Source organism: Hymenobacter sp. APR13, from assembly GCF_000737515.1.
Classification (GTDB): Bacteria; Bacteroidota; Bacteroidia; order Cytophagales; family Hymenobacteraceae; genus Hymenobacter.
Map to the genome: position 1 here is coordinate 380,314 of NZ_CP006587.1, position 15,904 is coordinate 396,217.

At 63.3% G+C, this 15,904-nt stretch carries 17 protein-coding genes; 11 read left to right on the top strand and 6 right to left on the bottom strand.

Going from position 1 to position 15,904, the window contains the following annotated elements:
• Positions 1-230: 230 nt before the first annotated feature.
• Together N008_RS01540 and N008_RS01545 are read right to left on the bottom strand one after the other, a co-directional pair.
• Entirely contained in the window at positions 231-1,013 is a 783-nt protein-coding gene (locus N008_RS01540) for a WecB/TagA/CpsF family glycosyltransferase (protein ID WP_052381074.1), read from the bottom strand.
• 99 nt (positions 1,014-1,112) lie between these two features.
• Positions 1,113-2,510: an exopolysaccharide biosynthesis polyprenyl glycosylphosphotransferase gene (locus N008_RS01545; protein WP_071884459.1), complete on the bottom strand. Its 1,398-nt coding sequence runs from the start codon at positions 2,508-2,510 to the stop codon at positions 1,113-1,115.
• 505 nt (positions 2,511-3,015) lie between these two features.
• Here N008_RS01545 and N008_RS01550 point away from each other — a divergent pair.
• The 9 genes from N008_RS01550 to N008_RS01585 all read left to right on the top strand — a co-directional run bounded on the left by N008_RS01550 (position 3,016) and on the right by N008_RS01585 (position 10,409).
• Positions 3,016-3,918 (top strand): helix-turn-helix domain-containing protein, encoded by a 903-nt coding sequence (locus N008_RS01550; protein ID WP_044013229.1) that lies wholly within the window; start codon positions 3,016-3,018, stop codon positions 3,916-3,918.
• A gap of 121 nt (positions 3,919-4,039) precedes the next feature.
• Positions 4,040-4,909 carry an SDR family NAD(P)-dependent oxidoreductase gene (locus N008_RS01555; RefSeq protein WP_044013231.1) on the top strand — a complete coding sequence of 290 codons (870 nt, stop codon included), beginning with the start codon at positions 4,040-4,042 and terminating at the stop codon, positions 4,907-4,909.
• A 33-nt stretch (positions 4,910-4,942) separates the two neighbouring features.
• Positions 4,943-5,113 (top strand): alpha/beta fold hydrolase, encoded by a 171-nt coding sequence (locus tag N008_RS22890; protein ID WP_156108954.1) that lies wholly within the window; start codon positions 4,943-4,945, stop codon positions 5,111-5,113.
• A gap of 395 nt (positions 5,114-5,508) precedes the next feature.
• Positions 5,509-6,378, top strand: a complete 870-nt coding sequence (locus N008_RS21195) for a helix-turn-helix domain-containing protein (protein WP_052381075.1) — start codon at positions 5,509-5,511, stop codon at positions 6,376-6,378.
• 138 nt (positions 6,379-6,516) lie between these two features.
• Positions 6,517-7,320, top strand: a complete 804-nt coding sequence (locus N008_RS01565) for an inositol monophosphatase family protein (RefSeq protein ID WP_044013233.1) — start codon at positions 6,517-6,519, stop codon at positions 7,318-7,320.
• A gap of 79 nt (positions 7,321-7,399) precedes the next feature.
• Positions 7,400-8,026, top strand: a complete 627-nt coding sequence (locus N008_RS01570; RefSeq protein ID WP_044013235.1) for an NAD(P)-dependent oxidoreductase — start codon at positions 7,400-7,402, stop codon at positions 8,024-8,026.
• A gap of 210 nt (positions 8,027-8,236) precedes the next feature.
• Positions 8,237-9,070, top strand: coding sequence for an oxidoreductase (locus tag N008_RS01575; RefSeq protein WP_044013237.1), 834 nt, complete (start codon positions 8,237-8,239; stop codon positions 9,068-9,070).
• Positions 9,071-9,125: 55 nt separating this feature from the next.
• A complete protein-coding gene (locus N008_RS01580) occupies positions 9,126-10,037 on the top strand; it encodes a helix-turn-helix domain-containing protein (protein ID WP_044013239.1) in 912 nt (303 codons plus the stop codon).
• A 27-nt stretch (positions 10,038-10,064) separates the two neighbouring features.
• A complete protein-coding gene (locus N008_RS01585; protein ID WP_044000322.1) occupies positions 10,065-10,409 on the top strand; it encodes an antibiotic biosynthesis monooxygenase family protein in 345 nt (114 codons plus the stop codon).
• Between the two features lie 220 nt (positions 10,410-10,629).
• Here N008_RS01585 and N008_RS01590 read toward each other — a convergent pair whose 3' ends face one another.
• The 4 genes from N008_RS01590 to N008_RS01605 all read right to left on the bottom strand — a co-directional run bounded on the left by N008_RS01590 (position 10,630) and on the right by N008_RS01605 (position 13,661).
• Complete coding sequence (locus N008_RS01590; protein WP_044013241.1) at positions 10,630-11,577, bottom strand: zinc-binding alcohol dehydrogenase family protein; 948 nt, start codon at positions 11,575-11,577, stop codon at positions 10,630-10,632.
• A gap of 144 nt (positions 11,578-11,721) precedes the next feature.
• Entirely contained in the window at positions 11,722-12,459 is a 738-nt protein-coding gene (locus N008_RS01595) for an SDR family oxidoreductase (RefSeq protein WP_044013243.1), read from the bottom strand.
• Positions 12,460-12,534: 75 nt separating this feature from the next.
• Positions 12,535-13,104, bottom strand: a complete 570-nt coding sequence (locus tag N008_RS01600; protein WP_044013244.1) for a Crp/Fnr family transcriptional regulator — start codon at positions 13,102-13,104, stop codon at positions 12,535-12,537.
• A 182-nt stretch (positions 13,105-13,286) separates the two neighbouring features.
• Positions 13,287-13,661: a winged helix-turn-helix transcriptional regulator gene (locus tag N008_RS01605; RefSeq protein ID WP_052381076.1), complete on the bottom strand. Its 375-nt coding sequence runs from the start codon at positions 13,659-13,661 to the stop codon at positions 13,287-13,289.
• 237 nt (positions 13,662-13,898) lie between these two features.
• On the opposite strand from N008_RS01605, the gene N008_RS01610 reads away from it, so the two are divergent.
• Both N008_RS01610 and N008_RS01615 read left to right on the top strand, forming a co-directional pair.
• Positions 13,899-14,495 (top strand): FMN-dependent NADH-azoreductase, encoded by a 597-nt coding sequence (locus N008_RS01610; protein WP_044013246.1) that lies wholly within the window; start codon positions 13,899-13,901, stop codon positions 14,493-14,495.
• 390 nt (positions 14,496-14,885) lie between these two features.
• A complete protein-coding gene (locus tag N008_RS01615; protein ID WP_044013248.1) occupies positions 14,886-15,890 on the top strand; it encodes an NADP-dependent oxidoreductase in 1,005 nt (334 codons plus the stop codon).
• The last annotated feature ends 14 nt before the right edge of the window (positions 15,891-15,904 follow it).

The window sequence follows — 15,904 nt, forward strand, 5'->3', positions numbered from 1 at the left end:
AAGAGCAGAAAGAACTTCCATCAACCGATACACCCAAGCATAGAAGCTCATGAATATACCAGTTAGTGAAAGATATGTATATTTATAATATTGTCAATAATTTTTATGAATTATTTTTATAAAATAACAATAAAAATTAAACATAATACACAATTATCCACATTCCAAAGCCATGCACCTTGTGCAAAAGGAACCTGTGACGAAGCGGGTACCAGTGGCACCGCAGGCAACTACTCGCTATACATTGCAGGCATTGGACGGCCAGCGCTTTGTGCTACCAGGCGGCGGGCCACCAGATACAGAAAGCGGGAGTTGGTGACCAGATACCGCCGCCACAAACGCCGGGGCTCCAGCCACAGCCGGTAAGCCCATTCCAGCCACAGCCGCCGGGCCCACTCGGGCAGGCGGCGCTCCAGCCCGGCATACACCGGGAAAGCCTGCCCCACACCCAGCATGCAGGCCCGAATCCGGCCGCGGTGGGCCGCCATCCAGTTTTCCTGCTTGGGGCAGCCGAGGGCTACGAACAGCAGATCGGGGTCGGCGGCGTTGATGGCGGCGGTTTCGGCTTCGTCTTCTTCGGGCGTGAGTGGCCGGAACGGCGGCGCGTAGGCTCCCACAATCTGCAGGTTGGGCAGCTCCTGCCGGGCGCGGGCCACCATGGCCTCCAATACGCGCGGCGTAGTACCGTAGAAGTACACCGACTGCTGGCGCCGGGCGGCTTCGGTGAGCAGGGCCGGCAGCAAATCCATGCCGGCAATGCGGGCCTGCCGCTGGCCGGTGTTGAACCAGCCTACTGCGGCGGCCACCGGGCTGCCATCGGGCGCGGCAATGGTGGCTTGGTTGAGCACCTGCCGAAAGTCCGGGTCGCGCTGCGACTCCACCACCATGTGCACATTGGCAAAACACACATAAGCCGAGCACCGGGCGGCTCCCAGCTGCAGAATAGCGTCTACAAAATGGGCCGTGGAGCCGGTGGAAATCCGGGAGTCGAGGACGTAGCGCTTGGGTAGCATAGTGATTGAATGGTTGGATTGTTCAATGGGTAAATGGCGGGCTATTCTGCCAGACAACTCCGCACCACCAACCACTTCCCCCTGCAGCCCTCAAGCCATTCAATAGGCGTTTTTCTCGCCTCGCACCATGTTCCAGACAGTCTGCCCGATAATTTTCATATCCATCCCGAACGACCAGTTTTCCACGTACTTCAGGTCGTATTCCACCCGTTTTTCCATGGTACCAGCCTCGCGGGTTTCGCCGCGGTAGCCGTTTACCTGCGCGTAGCCGGTGATGCCTGGCGTAACGGCGTGGCGCATGTGGTAGGTGCGGATATGCTTGCTGTACTCTTCCAGCTGCGACACCATATTGGGCCGCGGCCCTACCACCGACATATGCCCCAGCAGCACGTTGAAAAACTGCGGCAGCTCATCCAGATTATACTTGCGCAGATACTGGCCCACCCGCGTTACGCGCACGTCGTGCTTGGTGGCCTGCAGCTCGGGGCGGCCGTGGCTGGCCTGCATGGTGCGCAGCTTGTAGCACGGAAACAGCTGGTTGCGCTTACCCGGGCGCATCTGCCGGAAGAACACCGGCCCCGGCGAGTCCAGCTTGATCAGCAAGGCCAGGATGGGCATGATAACCGGGAAGATGGTGCAGATGACCAGCCCCGAAAACACGATATCAAATACCCGCTTTACTACCTGATTGGTGCGCATGCCCAGCGGCTCGTGCCGGATGGTCAGGATGGGCAGATGGTCGTAGAAATACACGTTGACGTCTTTGCGCATGGTGCCGCGGAAGTCGGGCACGATGCGGAAGGAGAGGAAATTGTCGTCGGCGAAGCGCGAGAGGTCTTCGATGAGATGGCGCCGGTCAAGCGGCAGCGCAAAGTAGATATCGTTGATTTGCTCGCGCAGGCAGTAGGCCTTCAGATCGGCCAGACGGCCGCGCACCAGGCCCTGGAATTCCGCGGGCAGCGCCTCGTCGGAGAAGAAGCCCATGAACTCGTTGCCGATAGGATCGTGCGAGGCCAGAAACCGGTACAGCTCCTGGCCGCTGTCACCGGCTCCGATGATAACGAAGCGGCTGTTGGCCCGCGCAAAATGCCGGTGATACGAGCGGTATAGGAACGTCAGCAGAAACCGGCCCGAAACGACCCCCACCATGGCGAGACTGTACACCGAAAACAGATACTCGACCGGTGGCCAATGCACGCCACCCGCGGCCACCACCAGCAGCACCAAGGCCGCATGCAGCAGAAACGTCCGGATCAGATGCACCAGTTTCTCCGGGTATGTAATCAGCCGGTCAACCCGGTAGATGTTGGCATACTGGCCCGAAAGAATCCACCAGAGCAGCCCGAAGATGATAAAGAAAAACGGGTAGTATCCACTGAAGGACCAGTGGCCCAAGGTGATACGGCCAGCCAGTCGGAAGGCTCCGAAGATCAGGAGCACATCAACTAACAACAGAGTGACGCGTGAGGCGTCTGTGTAGTGTCTGTAGCGTTCCATGGAAACTGCTAAGTAAGAGAGGAGGCGCGGACAACAGGTGGGACGGTGAGCTAGTCTTCAGATCAGTGATAGAACAAATAAACAATATTTATTCTTAAATCAATAATTTATATAACTTTATTTTACAAATAGATAATAATATCTAAGAATGATTCCCGAATTTTCCCAAAACAGGATTTACTGTATCTTTTTCTCTCCTTTCTGCCCTTAACTCGCATTGCAGGCAGACTATAGGCTAAATCAGCCGAGATGCATGCGCCTCCGTCGGCGGCAGGATGGGCTACTTTATACATGTGCCGAGAATCATTCATTTCCATCACGCCCGACGGCTGCTCCGTGAGAATCCTGACCGGAAATGCGGCCGTCGTCAAGCCGTTCAGTAGTGAACTGGCACCAGAAGAACTCAGCCTACATGATGTTGTAGCCGCCACCGATGGCAGTGCCTGTTTACGCTGGGCGTGAGCCCATCTCAAAGCCGCTGGTTTGAATTCGGTAACTTTGCGGCATGTCCAAGCCTGAGAGCCTCCCCGACTTCTACCGGCACCATTTCAAGGATTTAGCCGCGCCACGCCCTTCAGAAAGGGGGCTTGTGAACGTGTTTCGGCTGGAGGACGTGCTGGCCCCCAGCGCCGAGCCGGTGCAGTACAGCCGCCGCGACTTTTACAAAATCACGCTTATCCGGGGCCGCAACGCCTACCACTACGCCGACAAAAGCCTGGAAATAACCGGGCCGACGCTGCTGTTTTTCAACCCGCAGGTGCCCTATACCTGGCAGCCCCTTTCGGACGACACCACCGGGTTTTTCTGCATTTTCCGCGAAGAGTTTTTTCACGGCTGGGGCAACCCGACCCTCATCGAATTGCCGCTGTTTCAGCCGGGCAGTACTCCGGCTTATCCCCTCACGGCCGCGCAGGACGAAGCAGTCAGTGCACTATACGCAAAGATGCTGGCGGAGCTTGATTCCGATTATCCCCTCAAATATGAACTGCTGCGCAACTACGCCTCGGAGCTGATTCACTATGCTCTCAAGCTGCGGCCCTCCGAGGCCCGCTACCAGCACCCCGATGCCAGGTCGCGGCTGGCTGCCGTATTTCTGGAGCTGCTGGAGCGGCAGTTTCCCATTGAGTCGCCAAGCCGCCGGTTTGCTCTGCGCTCGGCTAGCGACTTTGCCCGGGACCTGGCCGTGCACGTCAACCACCTCAACCGCTGCGTGCGCGACACCACCGGCAAAACCACCACCGCCCACATTGCCGAGCGCCTGGCCGCCGAGGCCCGGGCTCTGCTTCGGCACACCGACTGGAACATTGCTGAAGTCGGCTACAGCCTGGGCTTCGATGAGCCGGCCAACTTCAACTACTTTTTCAAGAAGCAGACCGGGCTGGTTCCGTCCGCTTTTCGGCGGGTTTGAATTTCATAAGTATCCGCTTGAATCTCATAAGGACCTGCCGGGATGGTGAGCTGACCTTTGCTGTAGTTACTCGAGTTGCTCGAGCTGACGCGCAAACTCTTACCCCAACCCTCATCTCCGCATGGACACTCACGCAAACAATCCGCAAGTCTGGTTTATTACCGGAGCCTCCAAAGGCTTCGGGCTCGAACTGGTGAAACAACTGCTGGCGCAAGGCAACCAGGTAGCGGCCACCTCCCGCAACGTTGATGAGCTGCGGGCCGCCGTCGGCTCCTACTCTGCTAATTTTCTGCCGCTGGCCGTGGAGCTGACGGCCGAAATCGGCGTAGCCCAAGCCATTGCGGCCACCGTGCAGCAGTTCGGCCGCATAGATGTGGTAGTCAACAATGCCGGCTATGGCCAGCTAGGCAGCTTGGAAGAAGTAACCGACACAGAGGCGCGCGAAAACTTCGATGTCAACGTGTTTGGCACGCTCAACGTCATTCGCCAGGCCATGCCACAGCTGCGCCGGCAGCAGCAGGGTCACATCTTCAACTTCTCCTCCATTGCTGGTATTCAGGGCGGTTTCCCTGGCTGGGGAGTGTACTGCGCCACCAAATTTGCGGTCGAAGGTCTCTCCGAAGCACTGGCTGCGGAGGTCGCCCCGCTCGGGGTAAAAGTGACGGTTGTCGCACCCGGCTACTTCCGCACCAACTTTCTGCAGTCCGGCTCCCTGAAACTGGCCGCCGACAAACTGCCCGCGTACCAGATAGTGCGCGACAACGAAGCGTACCACGACCAAGTGCGGGAAGCCAACTCCCAGCTCGGTGACCCGGCGAAAGGAGCCGCGGCCCTGATTCGGATTGCCGCCGAGCCCAATCCGCCCCTGCACCTGCTGCTGGGCGCTGACGCCTACGGCCTAGCCGAGGCGAAGATCAAGAGCTTGCAGGCAGATATGGCGACCTGGCAAGCCCTGTCGCACGCCACCGCTGCCGAGCCGGTCCACGCATAGCTTTTTCGCAAGGTGGAGAGCATGAAAAAATAGATGGCCGTAGACCTGCCCGGCATGGGCAACGATGACGCCACCCCGGTGGCCGATACCCGGACCGTGGCCCGGTTCCTGAAAGCCTTGTGCGACCAGTTGGGCCTGGGCCCGCTGCACCTGGTGGGACACGGTGTGGGCGCTTGGGTAGCCGTCACGTTTGGCCTTGGTTAAAAGTTTGGTATCAAGGCTAAACGAGTGGGCTGGTTGAGGGCTCTCACTGGAAGGCAAAAAGGGCCTCCACATCGAATCGGAGAGGCTCTTTCAGCACTTCGTCAGGACGGTTGTACTCGCCTTGCAGGTGACGTTCTGTTCGATATGGACCTGATTATCACCTGGCCGTCACCGAGCAAACTGGTGCAGGGACGAATCGGAGGTTTCTCCTTATTTGTTTAACAATACCCCAGGAGCTGGCTCCCAGCATGCGTTTCGGCCACCTGGTGGAGCAAGTAGTATCTGCGGGGGCGTGTGAGGGAGAATAAATACTGGCTGCTTGGTTGCGCAGCGGGTAAATCCCTTCCTTTGGGAGCCGAAAAACCTTCACCCGCCCCGCATGAAAGCCGCCCCGCATGAAAGCCGCCCCGCGCACCATCCAGCAGTTTGAGCTGTCGCCCCTGGCAACCCGGGGCGTGCTGGTTCGGGCCATTGAGGACCCGGCCGAGCGGCAGCCCGAGCACCCGGTGGCCATGCCCCACCGCGACGCGCACTACCTGCTGCTGCTGGCCACCGCGGGCACCTTCACCCTGAGCCTGGACTTCGAGGCCTTCCCCGGCACCGGACCCGCGCTGGCCGTGGTTTTTCCGGGTCAGGTGCACGAGTTTCGCGCGCAGCCGGGCCTGCGGGGCTGGATGCTCAGCTTCGACCCCACGCTGCTGGAGGCCGACCTGCAGCAGGCATTGGAGGAGGGCCTGCGCGGCCCGAGGCAACTTGAGCGGGATTCGGCGTTCTATGCCCAGGCTACGGCCCTGCTGGCATTGCTGACCAGTGTGCAACAGACCGAGGCAGCCAATGCCCACGCGGCCCGGGCAGTGCAGGCGTTGCTGGCGGCCCTGCTGAGCCTGCTGGCCGGGCTGGTGCAGCCCGCCGAGCCTGCCCGCCCCGGCCGCCAGCCCCGCGGACCCTGGCTGGCGCGCGCCTTCCGGCAGCTGCTCCGGCAGCATTACCAGCACTGGAAGCAGCCCGCCCGCTACGCCGCGGAGCTGGCCGTTTCGGTGGCTCACCTCAACGATACGGTGAAGGAGCAAACGGGCGTGTCCGTATCCGGCCACATCCAGCAGCAGTCCATCCTGGAGGCCAAGCGGCTGCTGTGCTTCACGGATAGCAGCATCAAGGAAGTGGGCTACGCGGCCGGCTACGAGGAGCCGGTATACTTCAGCCGCCTGTTCCGCAAGGTAGCCGGCTGCACCCCGCTGGCGTTTCGCCAAAAATTCCGCGAATAGGACTATCCTTCCCGCCAGGCGGCCTACTCCCGCCGCCACCGCTCCGGCTTCCTTTGTATGGTCAATCCGAAGCCCGCTGGCCGGCAGGCTGCCGTCCTTTCCGGGGTCGGCCGGCGGGCTTCCTTTTCCTCGTGTTCCATGTCATCACCTCTCAATGTAACGGCCGTGCTCACGGCTGTCAGACAAGCCGGCGACCTGTTTGTGCAAGGCTACAAACAGACGCCCATTCCGCAGGACTACGCGACCCTGCTCTCCCACCTGCAGCAGCAGAACGACCAGGCCCTGGCCTCGCTGCAGCAGCAGCTGGCCGCCGATTTTCCGGACACACCCTGGCTGGAAGGCGACGAGTTTGACAGCCAGGGGCAGAAACAGCCCCTCGACCAGCCCGAGTACTGGCTGTACGACGCCCTCGACGGGGCCGTGCAGTACCTGCAGCACCTGCCCGGCTGGACCCTGAACGTGGCGCTGGTACGCCAGGGCCGGCCGCAGCTGGCCGTTATCTACGCCCCGCTCGAGCGGGAGCTGTTCTGGGCGCAGGAAGGCGGCGGCGCGTTTCTGAACGGGGTGCCCCTGCACCCCAGCACCAAAACCGACCCGCGCCACATGGTGGCCGTGGTGAACTATGGCCACCAGGACGAGGCCTACCCCACGCCCGACCTGAACCGGAAAACCGGGGCCGCCGTCACCCGGCTGCTCGATACGTTTGGGGTGGTGCGCAACTACGGCCCCCACGGCCTGCAGCTGGCCCAGGTGGGGGCCGGTCGGCTCGACCTGTTTTACCAGGAAGGCCTCGATACCTACAACTGGCTGGCGGGCGTGCTGATTGCCCGCGAGGCCGGGGCCACCGTGCTGAACCTGGCCGGCCAGCCCTGGCAGTGGGGCGATGCGGGCCTGCTGGTAGCCGCCCCAAGCGCGGCCGAACGGTTCCTGGCCCCCCGTTAGGCCCCGGGCCGGCGGGATAAGTCATCCTTTTACTTCATCCAGAGGGCGGCTCCAGGCCGCCCCCTACGTTGCTTCTCTCATGCAGATTACCATTCTCGGGGCCACGGCCGGCGTCGGGCTGCAGGCCGTGCAGCAGGCCCTGGCCGGCGGCCACACCGTGACGGCGCTGGCCCGCACCACCGCCTCCCTTCCCGACCATCCCCGGCTGCGCAAGCTCAACGGCAGCGCCACGGTAGTGGCCGACGTGCGGCAGGCCATTGCCGGGGCCGATGCCGTACTCATCACCATCGGCACGAAAAACAAAAAAGCCACCACGCTCTACAGCGACGCGGCACGGGCCCTGCTGGCAGCCACAGCCGACACCCACTTCACGGCCCCCGTGCTGGCCATCACGGGCTTCGGCATTGGCCCCAGCGCCCCGTACCTGAACTGGCTGATGCGCCTGGTGGTGAAGGGGCTGTTGCGGAAGCAGTCCGCCGACAAGGAAATCATGGAGCAACTACTGGCCCATAGCGCGCTGAACTGGGAAATTGTGCAGCCCGGCATTCTGTCCGACGGCCCGCCGACCCACAGCTACCGGGTCCTCACCGACCTGCACCCCGGCATGAAGGTGGGCAAAATAGCGCGCGCCGACGTGGCCCACTTCCTGCTGCAGGAAGCCGCGCGGCCCCGGCGGCTGCGTCAGCGCACGGTGCTCACCAGTTAAGCGGCGCGCAGCGCGTGCCAGCTATTCAGGCCGGCCGGCGCCCGCAGGCGGCTTGGTGCCGCTGCGGGCACGTCCGGACTGGGAGGTAAGGCTCAAGTCAGGAGTCAAATTCTCCAAACCGTAAACGGGCTACAACTTCCCCGCTTTGGACTACAAAACCCGGACGGTGAGGGCGGAATTTTGCCTTCGTAAAACTTCGCGACGCTTCTCATGAACAAAGTATGGTTGATTACCGGTGCCAACCGCGGCATCGGGGCTGAAATTGCCCGGGCGGCCCTCGCCGCCGGCGACTACGTGGTAGCCGCCAGCCGCCACCCAGAAACCGCCGCCGACACGTTCGGCCACCACCCTCACCTCACCGCCCTGCACCTGGACGTGACCCGCGAGGCCGACGCCGCGCGCGCCGTGCAGCAGGTCATCGACCAGCACGGCCGGCTCGATGTGGTGGTGAACAACGCCGGCTACCCCCTGCTCGGGGCCCTGGAAACCACCACCGATGCCGAGGTGCGCCGCCAGTTCGATACCAACGTGTTCGGGCTGCTGCACGTGACGCGGGCGGTGCTGCCGCAACTGCGCAAGCAGCGGGCCGGGCATATTATTAACATCTCCTCCATGCAGGGCGTCATCGGGGCCCCGGCCTCGTCGAGCTACAGCGCGTCCAAGTTTGCCGTGGAGGGCCTGAGTGAGTCGCTGCAGCAGGAAGTGGCGCCGCTGGGTATCAAGGTCACGCTGGTGGAGCCGGGCACCTTCCGCACGGAGCTGCTCAGCGACAAGTCGCTGCACAAGGCGCAGGATGTCTTGCCCGACTACGCCCCGACCGTGGGCCAGACGCTCAGCTACGTGGACCAGCTCAGCGGCCAGCAGCCCGGCGACCCGCAGCGGCTGGCCGCCGCCATCGTCCAACTCACCAACGAGGCGGAACCGCCGCTGCGCCTGCTGGCCGGCTCGGATGCCGTACAATACGTAACCCAGGCGCTGCGCCACCGCCTGGCGGAAGCCGAAAAGTGGCACGCGCTGTCCGTGTCGACCGATTTTCCGACCTGATTTTTGTTCCTAAACTGGCCGGCGCCGGCCGGTGGTCCTGTTCTACTTTGCTCGTATGAAATCGTCCCGTCCGCCGCTGCATCATCTGCGCTCCATCTCGGCCCTGCACCAGACGCTGCAGGTACCCAAGCCCACGCACCCGCTCATCAGCGTGGTGGACCTGCGGGACATGCAGGCCCGCACCGAACAAACCATTTCCTACAGCTTCTATACCATTGCGTTCAAGAAGCTGACCGGGGGGCAGCTGCGCTACGGCCAGCAGCACTACGACTTCGACGAGGGCGTGCTGATTTTCACCGCCCCGCACCAGGCCGTGCGCCTGGAGTCGGAGGTGCCGGTGATGGTGGAAGGCTGCCTGGTGGTCGTGCACCCGGATTTTCTGCAGGGGTATCCCCTGGCCCGCAAAATCACGGAGTACGGCTTTTTCGGCTACGCGGTCAACGAGGCCCTGCACCTCTCGGCCGCCGAGCAGCGGCAGGTGCTGGACATGATGCAGCGCCTGGCCCAGGAGGTGGCCGCGCCCATCACGGCCTTCACCCAGGACCTGCTGGTGGCCCACCTCGACCTGCTGCTGACCTACTGCAACCAGTTTTACCACCGGCAGTTTCTCACGCGCCGGGCGGCCAATCACGACGTGGTGAGCCGTTTCGAGCAGCTGCTGGCCGAGTACGTGGCCGGCGACCAGCTCCCCAGCCGGGGGCTGCCCAGCATGCAGGAGCTGGCCGGGCAGCTGAACTTATCGGCCAACTACCTCAGCGACCTGCTGCGCACCCATACGGGCCTCACCGCCCGGCAGCACGTGCAGCAGAAACTACTCGACTACGCCAAACAGCTGCTCACCACCACCACCCTCTCGGTGGGGGAAGTGGCCTACCGCCTGGGCTTCGAGCATTCCCAGTCGTTCAGCAAGTTTTTCAAGCAGCACGCCGCCGTCTCACCCCTCCAGTACCGGCTGTCTGTTCACTAACCCCCGTGCATCTCCCTCCTTCATTCCATGGAAAACAAGACCGTTGATTTGATTTTTGCCTTCACCGTGCAGCCCGCCGACCAGGCGCGCTACGAGCAGGCGCTGGCCCAGCAGCTGGCCATCACCCAAACCGAGCCGCACGTGCTCAGCTACGAGATTTTCCGCCAGGCCGAGGGCAGCTACTGCCAGCACGAGCGCTACGCCGACGAGGCGGCCATCCGGCTGCACATGCAGAACACGGCCGTCCCGCTGAAAATCTGGGGCGAAGTCACCACCATCACCCACATGACGGCGCTGGGCCCGCTGAGCGACGAGTTCAAGCAGGAATTCGGGATGGACAGCTACCTGCCCTACGCGGCCGTTACGCGCTGATAGGCACTCTTCTTCCGGGAACAGCCTAAGGTGATTTCCCTCCCCGCTATCAGTAAAAAGGACGTGGTTGGAAGCCACTTCCTTAGCTGATGTACCAAAAAAAGTCAGCACAAGTAAGCCGGACTCATCCGGTCTGCTTGTGCTGACTTTTGTCGAATACTTCGGGTCAGCTCCACTCGTGGCAACGCCTGTCCAACGCCGGCTAGCCCAAGGTCGAAGCTCAAAAGAGCAGCGCCACCTTTCCCTGCGTTTGGCGGGCTTCCAGCTCGCGCTGCGCGGTCCGGACTTCCGCAATCGGGTAAGTCTGGACGGGGAGCTGCAGCGTACCGGCCCGAAAGTACCCCAGCAGCTCCTCGGTGTATTCCCCGAATCGGGCCATTTCGGCAAACACCGTGTAGCCCCGCACCAGCTGCCGCTGCCCGATAAGCTGCTGGGCGTCCAGCCGGGTAGGCTCGCCGCTGGCCGCGCCGTACACCACGGCGGTGCCGCCGGCGCCCAGGGCCAGCAGGGCCTCGGCCCCCACACGGCCGCCCACGGCGTCGAACGAGGCGGCCACGCCCTGGCCGGCAGTGGCCGCGCGCACTTGCTGCACCCAGTCGGCTTCGGCGTAACTCACCACGGCGTCGGCTCCACTGGCTTGGGCAGCGGCTTTTTTCGCGTCGCTGCCCACGGCGGCCACCACCCACAGGCCCCGGTTTTTGGCCACCTGCACCAGCAGCGAGCCCACGCCCCCGGCCGCGGCCAGCACCAGCACCGAGGCATAGCTTCCGGTGTTGAGCAGGCCCACGGCCGTGGGGCCCTGCGCCAGCAGGGCGGTGGCCTGCGCGTAGCCCAGCTCCGCCGGCAGGGGCATTGCCTGCGCGGCCGGGGCCACCACGTATTCGGCGTAGCCGCCGCGGGGGAGCATGGCCATCACCCGCTGGCCCGGCTGCCGCGTGGTTACGCCCTCGCCCAGGGCCTCGATGGTCCCCGCCACCTCGTAGCCCGACACGTAGGGCAGCGGGAGCGGCGTGGGGCTGCGGCCCTTGCGCTGCCAGATGTCGGCATAGTTGACCCCGGCGGCCGCCACTTTAATCAATACTTCGCCCTTCTGGGGGCGGGGCATCGGCGCGTCGACCAGCTGTAATACGTCGGTGTCGCCGTGGGCGGCAAATTGAACTACTTGCATAAGTGTGCTAGGGTAACCCTTCGGTTTCGGTTTGCTCGGAATGAATTCGGCCCGGGGTGGGCTTTCCGGCAGTGTCTGGCTTGGCCTGGCACTGCTGGAAAGTCGCTTCCTGGTCCGGCGGTAGGTAGTCAGTCATGCCCGGCGTTACCACGGAATTTCACCCGTTACGGGGGTGTTTTCTTCACTGATAAACCGGCCCGTGGGGCCGTCGTCGCCTACCAGCACGTATTTGGCAATTCGTATCCCAGCCTCCTGCACGGTGCCGGTGCCGCGGTGGCCGTTGAGGTCGGTGGCCGTGAAGCCCGGGTCCACGGCATTCACCTTGAAGGGCGTGTCGCGCAGCTCGTAGGCCAGCACGATGGTATACATGTGCAGCGCCGCCTTGGAGGCCGGATAGACGGCGCCCTTGTGGTGGTAGTATTTCCAGGCCGGGTCGCTGCTCAGCGTCAGCGAGGCACCGCTGGAGCCCACGTTGACGATGCGGGGCTGGGGAGCCGGGCGCAGCAAGTCGATAAAGGCCTGCGTGACCTGCACCACCCCGAACACGTTGGTGGCAAACACCTCCTGAAACGTGGCCACTGCGGCCCCCAACGCGGCTTGCGGCATCCCGCCGGTAATGGCGGCATTGTTGACGAGGGCGTCGAGCACCGGCGTTTTGCGGCCAATTTCGGCCCGGGCGGCCTGTACCGAATCGGCATTGGTGACGTCGAGCTGGATGGCTTCTACTTCGGAGAGGCCTTCGGCGTGGAGCTGCTGGGCGGCCTGCTGGCCCCGGGCCAGGTCGCGGCTGCCCAGAAAGACGTGGTAGCCCTGCCGGGCCAGCTGCCGGGCGGTTTCCAGGCCGATGCCTTTGTTGGCGCCGGTGATGAGGACGGTTTTCATGGTCGTTGCGGTTGGTTATGTCGCAAAGGTCCCCCGCCCGAAAAGCCCCGGAGTTGCCATTTGGCAAAAAGCGCGTCAGCGGATGTTGCGCCGAATCCGGCTCAGCGACGACTGCGTCATGCCCAGAAACGAGGCCAGGTAAGACAGCGGAATCCGGTTGGCCAGCTGCGGGTAGTTGGCCAGAAACTCCCGGTAGCGGGTGGTGGCATCCTGGCTGACCATGGGGCTGATGCGCGCCAGCTTCTCGTGCAGGTGCCGGGTGGTCATCTGGTGCACCATCTCGCGCCAGCCCACGATGGTGTGGGCCAGCTCGTCCCAGTCAGGCTTGGTGAACACCAGCAGCCGGCAATCGGTCACAGCCTGCACGTACTCGGCGGAGGCCAGGCCGTCTTCCAGACCGCGCAGGTTGGTGGTCAGGTGGTGCTCGTCGATGAAGTTGCGGGTGATTTCCTGGCCCTGGTTGTTGTAGTAGCAGATGCGCAGCACGCCCTCCAGCAGAAACCCGACCCGCCGCGACACCTGCCCTGCCTCCAGAAAGTAGGCGTCGCGGGGCAGCGCCAGCGGAGTGGCCTTGCTGGCAATCAGGTCCAGCTGCCGCGGGTTGAGCGAGCCGAACTGCAGCAGGTAGGTAAAGAGTTCGTCCATGGGGGCAAGGTACGCGGGCGCACCGGGGCATCAGTTGCCATTTGGCAAAAACGCTTTTGCGTGCCCGGCAGGTACCCGTACGCGACGATGCCGGCTACCCAGCCCGGCCGCATAGCCCGAAAATGCTGCTTGCGGATTGCTCCGTCCGCCTCGATTGAGCGCGCCCGCAGGAGCAGTGAAATTTAGGGTAGCGGTACGTGCGTCGGCAATCCGGAGAGGCTGTCCAGGCGCTGCTGGTGCTGCAGGCCCCACGCTTTGAGCACCTCAATCACGGGGTCGAGCGAACGGGCATAGGGCAAGAGCTGGTAGTCCACGACTACCGGCGGGCCGGGCGAAACCGTGCGGACGATGAACTGGTGGGCCTCCAATTCCTTGAGCTCCTTGGCCAGCACCTTGGTGGAGATGCCCGGCACGCTGCGCTCCAGGCCACGAAAATGGCGGGTGCCCGTCTGCAGTGCCACGATGATTTGCAGCTTCCACTTGCCATTCACAACCAGCAGGGCGTGGCGTAGGGCGTGCATGGTCTGAGCGCAGGAGGTCAGGTCGGAGTTGGTCATAGCAATAACGGCAAGATGAGGAGCGGTATACCCGCCTGATTACCCGCAGGTAATCAGGCTACCGCCACGTAATCTGTAGTGGGCGCAAGTTACAAACAAAGGCCGGGCTGATTACTTGAGGTAATCAGAGTACCATACCACCACGGGGCTACGCAGTGGCCGGGCAGTTGGCCCCGGCGGGCAGGCCCCGGGTGGCGGGCTCGTATTCTTCACTTTCTTCCCCCCTTCCCTACGTTTATGCAGATTCTGCAAATCATTTCCAGCGCCCGCGGGGCCGAATCGTACAGCACCCGCCTCAGCCAGGGCATCATCGACAAGCTGCTCGCGGCGCACCCCGGCAGCACCGTGGTGGTGCGCAACGTGGCGACCCACCCGTTTCCCCACCTCGAAGAGGCGCACCTGCAGGCCTACTTCACGCCCGCCGAAGGCCGCTCGCCCGAGCAGCAGCAGGCCGTGCGCCACTCCGACGAAGCCATTGCCGAGGTGCTGGCGGCCGACGTCCTCGTACTGGGGGTGCCGTTCTACAATTTCACCATTGCCTCGTCGCTCAAGGCGTGGCTCGACCACCTCACGCGGGCGGGCATCACGTTCCGCTACACCCCCACGGGTCCGGAAGGACTTATCACAGGCAAGAAAGTGTACCTGGCCGTGGCCAGCGGCGGCATCTACTCCGCAGGACCGCAGCAGGCCGCTGATTTTGCCGTGCCCTACCTGCGCTGGATGCTGGGCTTCCTGGGCATGACCGATGTGACGGTGGCCCGGGCCGAGGGCGTCAAATTGCCGGAATTCCAGGCTACCGCCCTGCAAAAGGGCATTGAAAGCGTTGCGGTATAAGCCCGGCTGGCCGCACGGCCAGTAGACGTCCCGGCAAGTGCCGGCCATTGGCCAGAGCACCTGCCGGGACTTTTTTTAGGCTGAAGAAGGCGGCTCTATCTCGCGCGGCAGCTTTCGAAGGCTCTTTGCGTGATATTCATACTTTTTAGTTTGAATGACATTTTTCGTCGTTGCCAATGGACTGGACCTTTGTAGAAATAATCTGAGTGGGCCGGTCAGCGCCTGCTACACGACGAAAGTCGCAGTGATTCTAGCAAGTAACCACAGTCAAACGCAACAACCATGGCAACCACAGAAATGAAAGCGCAGTCCGAGGAAGGGCAATCCTTCGAACGGGCGCAGGAAGCAGGCAATGAATCTTCTGCTTCCCCGAAGGCCCCAACCGGGGCGATGAATACGATGAAGGCGGTGCAGCAGCACGCGTTTGGCGGGCCCGAGGTGCTGCGTTACGAGGATGCGCCGGTGCCCGAGCTCCAGCCGGGCGAAGTGCTGGTACGGGTGCACGCCGTCGGCATCAACCCGCCCGACTGGTACCTGCGCGACGGCTACAAGGCCCTGCCGGCCGAGTGGCGCCCGTCGGTCACCTTTCCCCTCATGCTGGGCACGGACGTGTCGGGCGTCGTGGCGGCCGTGGCCGAGGATGTGACCGACTTCGCGGTGGGCGAGGAGGTCTTCGGCATGGTCCGCTTCCCAAGCGTTGGCGAGAGCCGCGGCTATGCCGAGTACGTGGCCGCGCCCGCCACGGACCTGGCCCGCAAGCCGGCCAGCCTCAGCCACGTACAGGCCGCCGGGGCTCCCATGTCCGGGCTTACGGCGTGGCAGTATCTCATCGAGCTGGGGCACACGGCTCCCAACCCGTTTCAGCCGGAGGCGCACCGGCCGGTGCCGCTGCGGGGTAAGCGGGTGCTCGTGAACGGGGCCGCCGGCGGCGTGGGCCACCTGGCGGTGCAGCTGGCCAAGTGGCAGGGCGCCTACGTCATTGCCGTGGCTTCGGGCGGGCAGGAAACGCTGCTGCGCGAGCTGGGCGTGGATGAGTTCATCGACTACGCCAAAACCCCGGCCGAGGACGCAGTGCAGGACCTGGACGTTGTGCTCGATACCCTCAGTGGCCCCACCACAGGCCGTTTCCTGCGCACCCTTAAGCGGGGCGGCGCGCTGTTTCCGGTATTTCTGGGCTTTACGGATGCCGAGGAAGCGGCCCGGCGGGGCATCACCGTGTCGATGACGCAGGTGCGCTCCAGCGGCGCGCAGCTGGCCGAGCTCGGGCGCCTGCTGGCAGCCGGGACGGTGCGCGTGGTCATCGACAGCACGTACCCGCTGGCCGAGGCACGCCAGGCCCACGAGCGCGCCGCCCGCGGGCACATCCAGGGCAAAATCGTGCTGACGGTCGCCTAAGCCCACACGCGGTA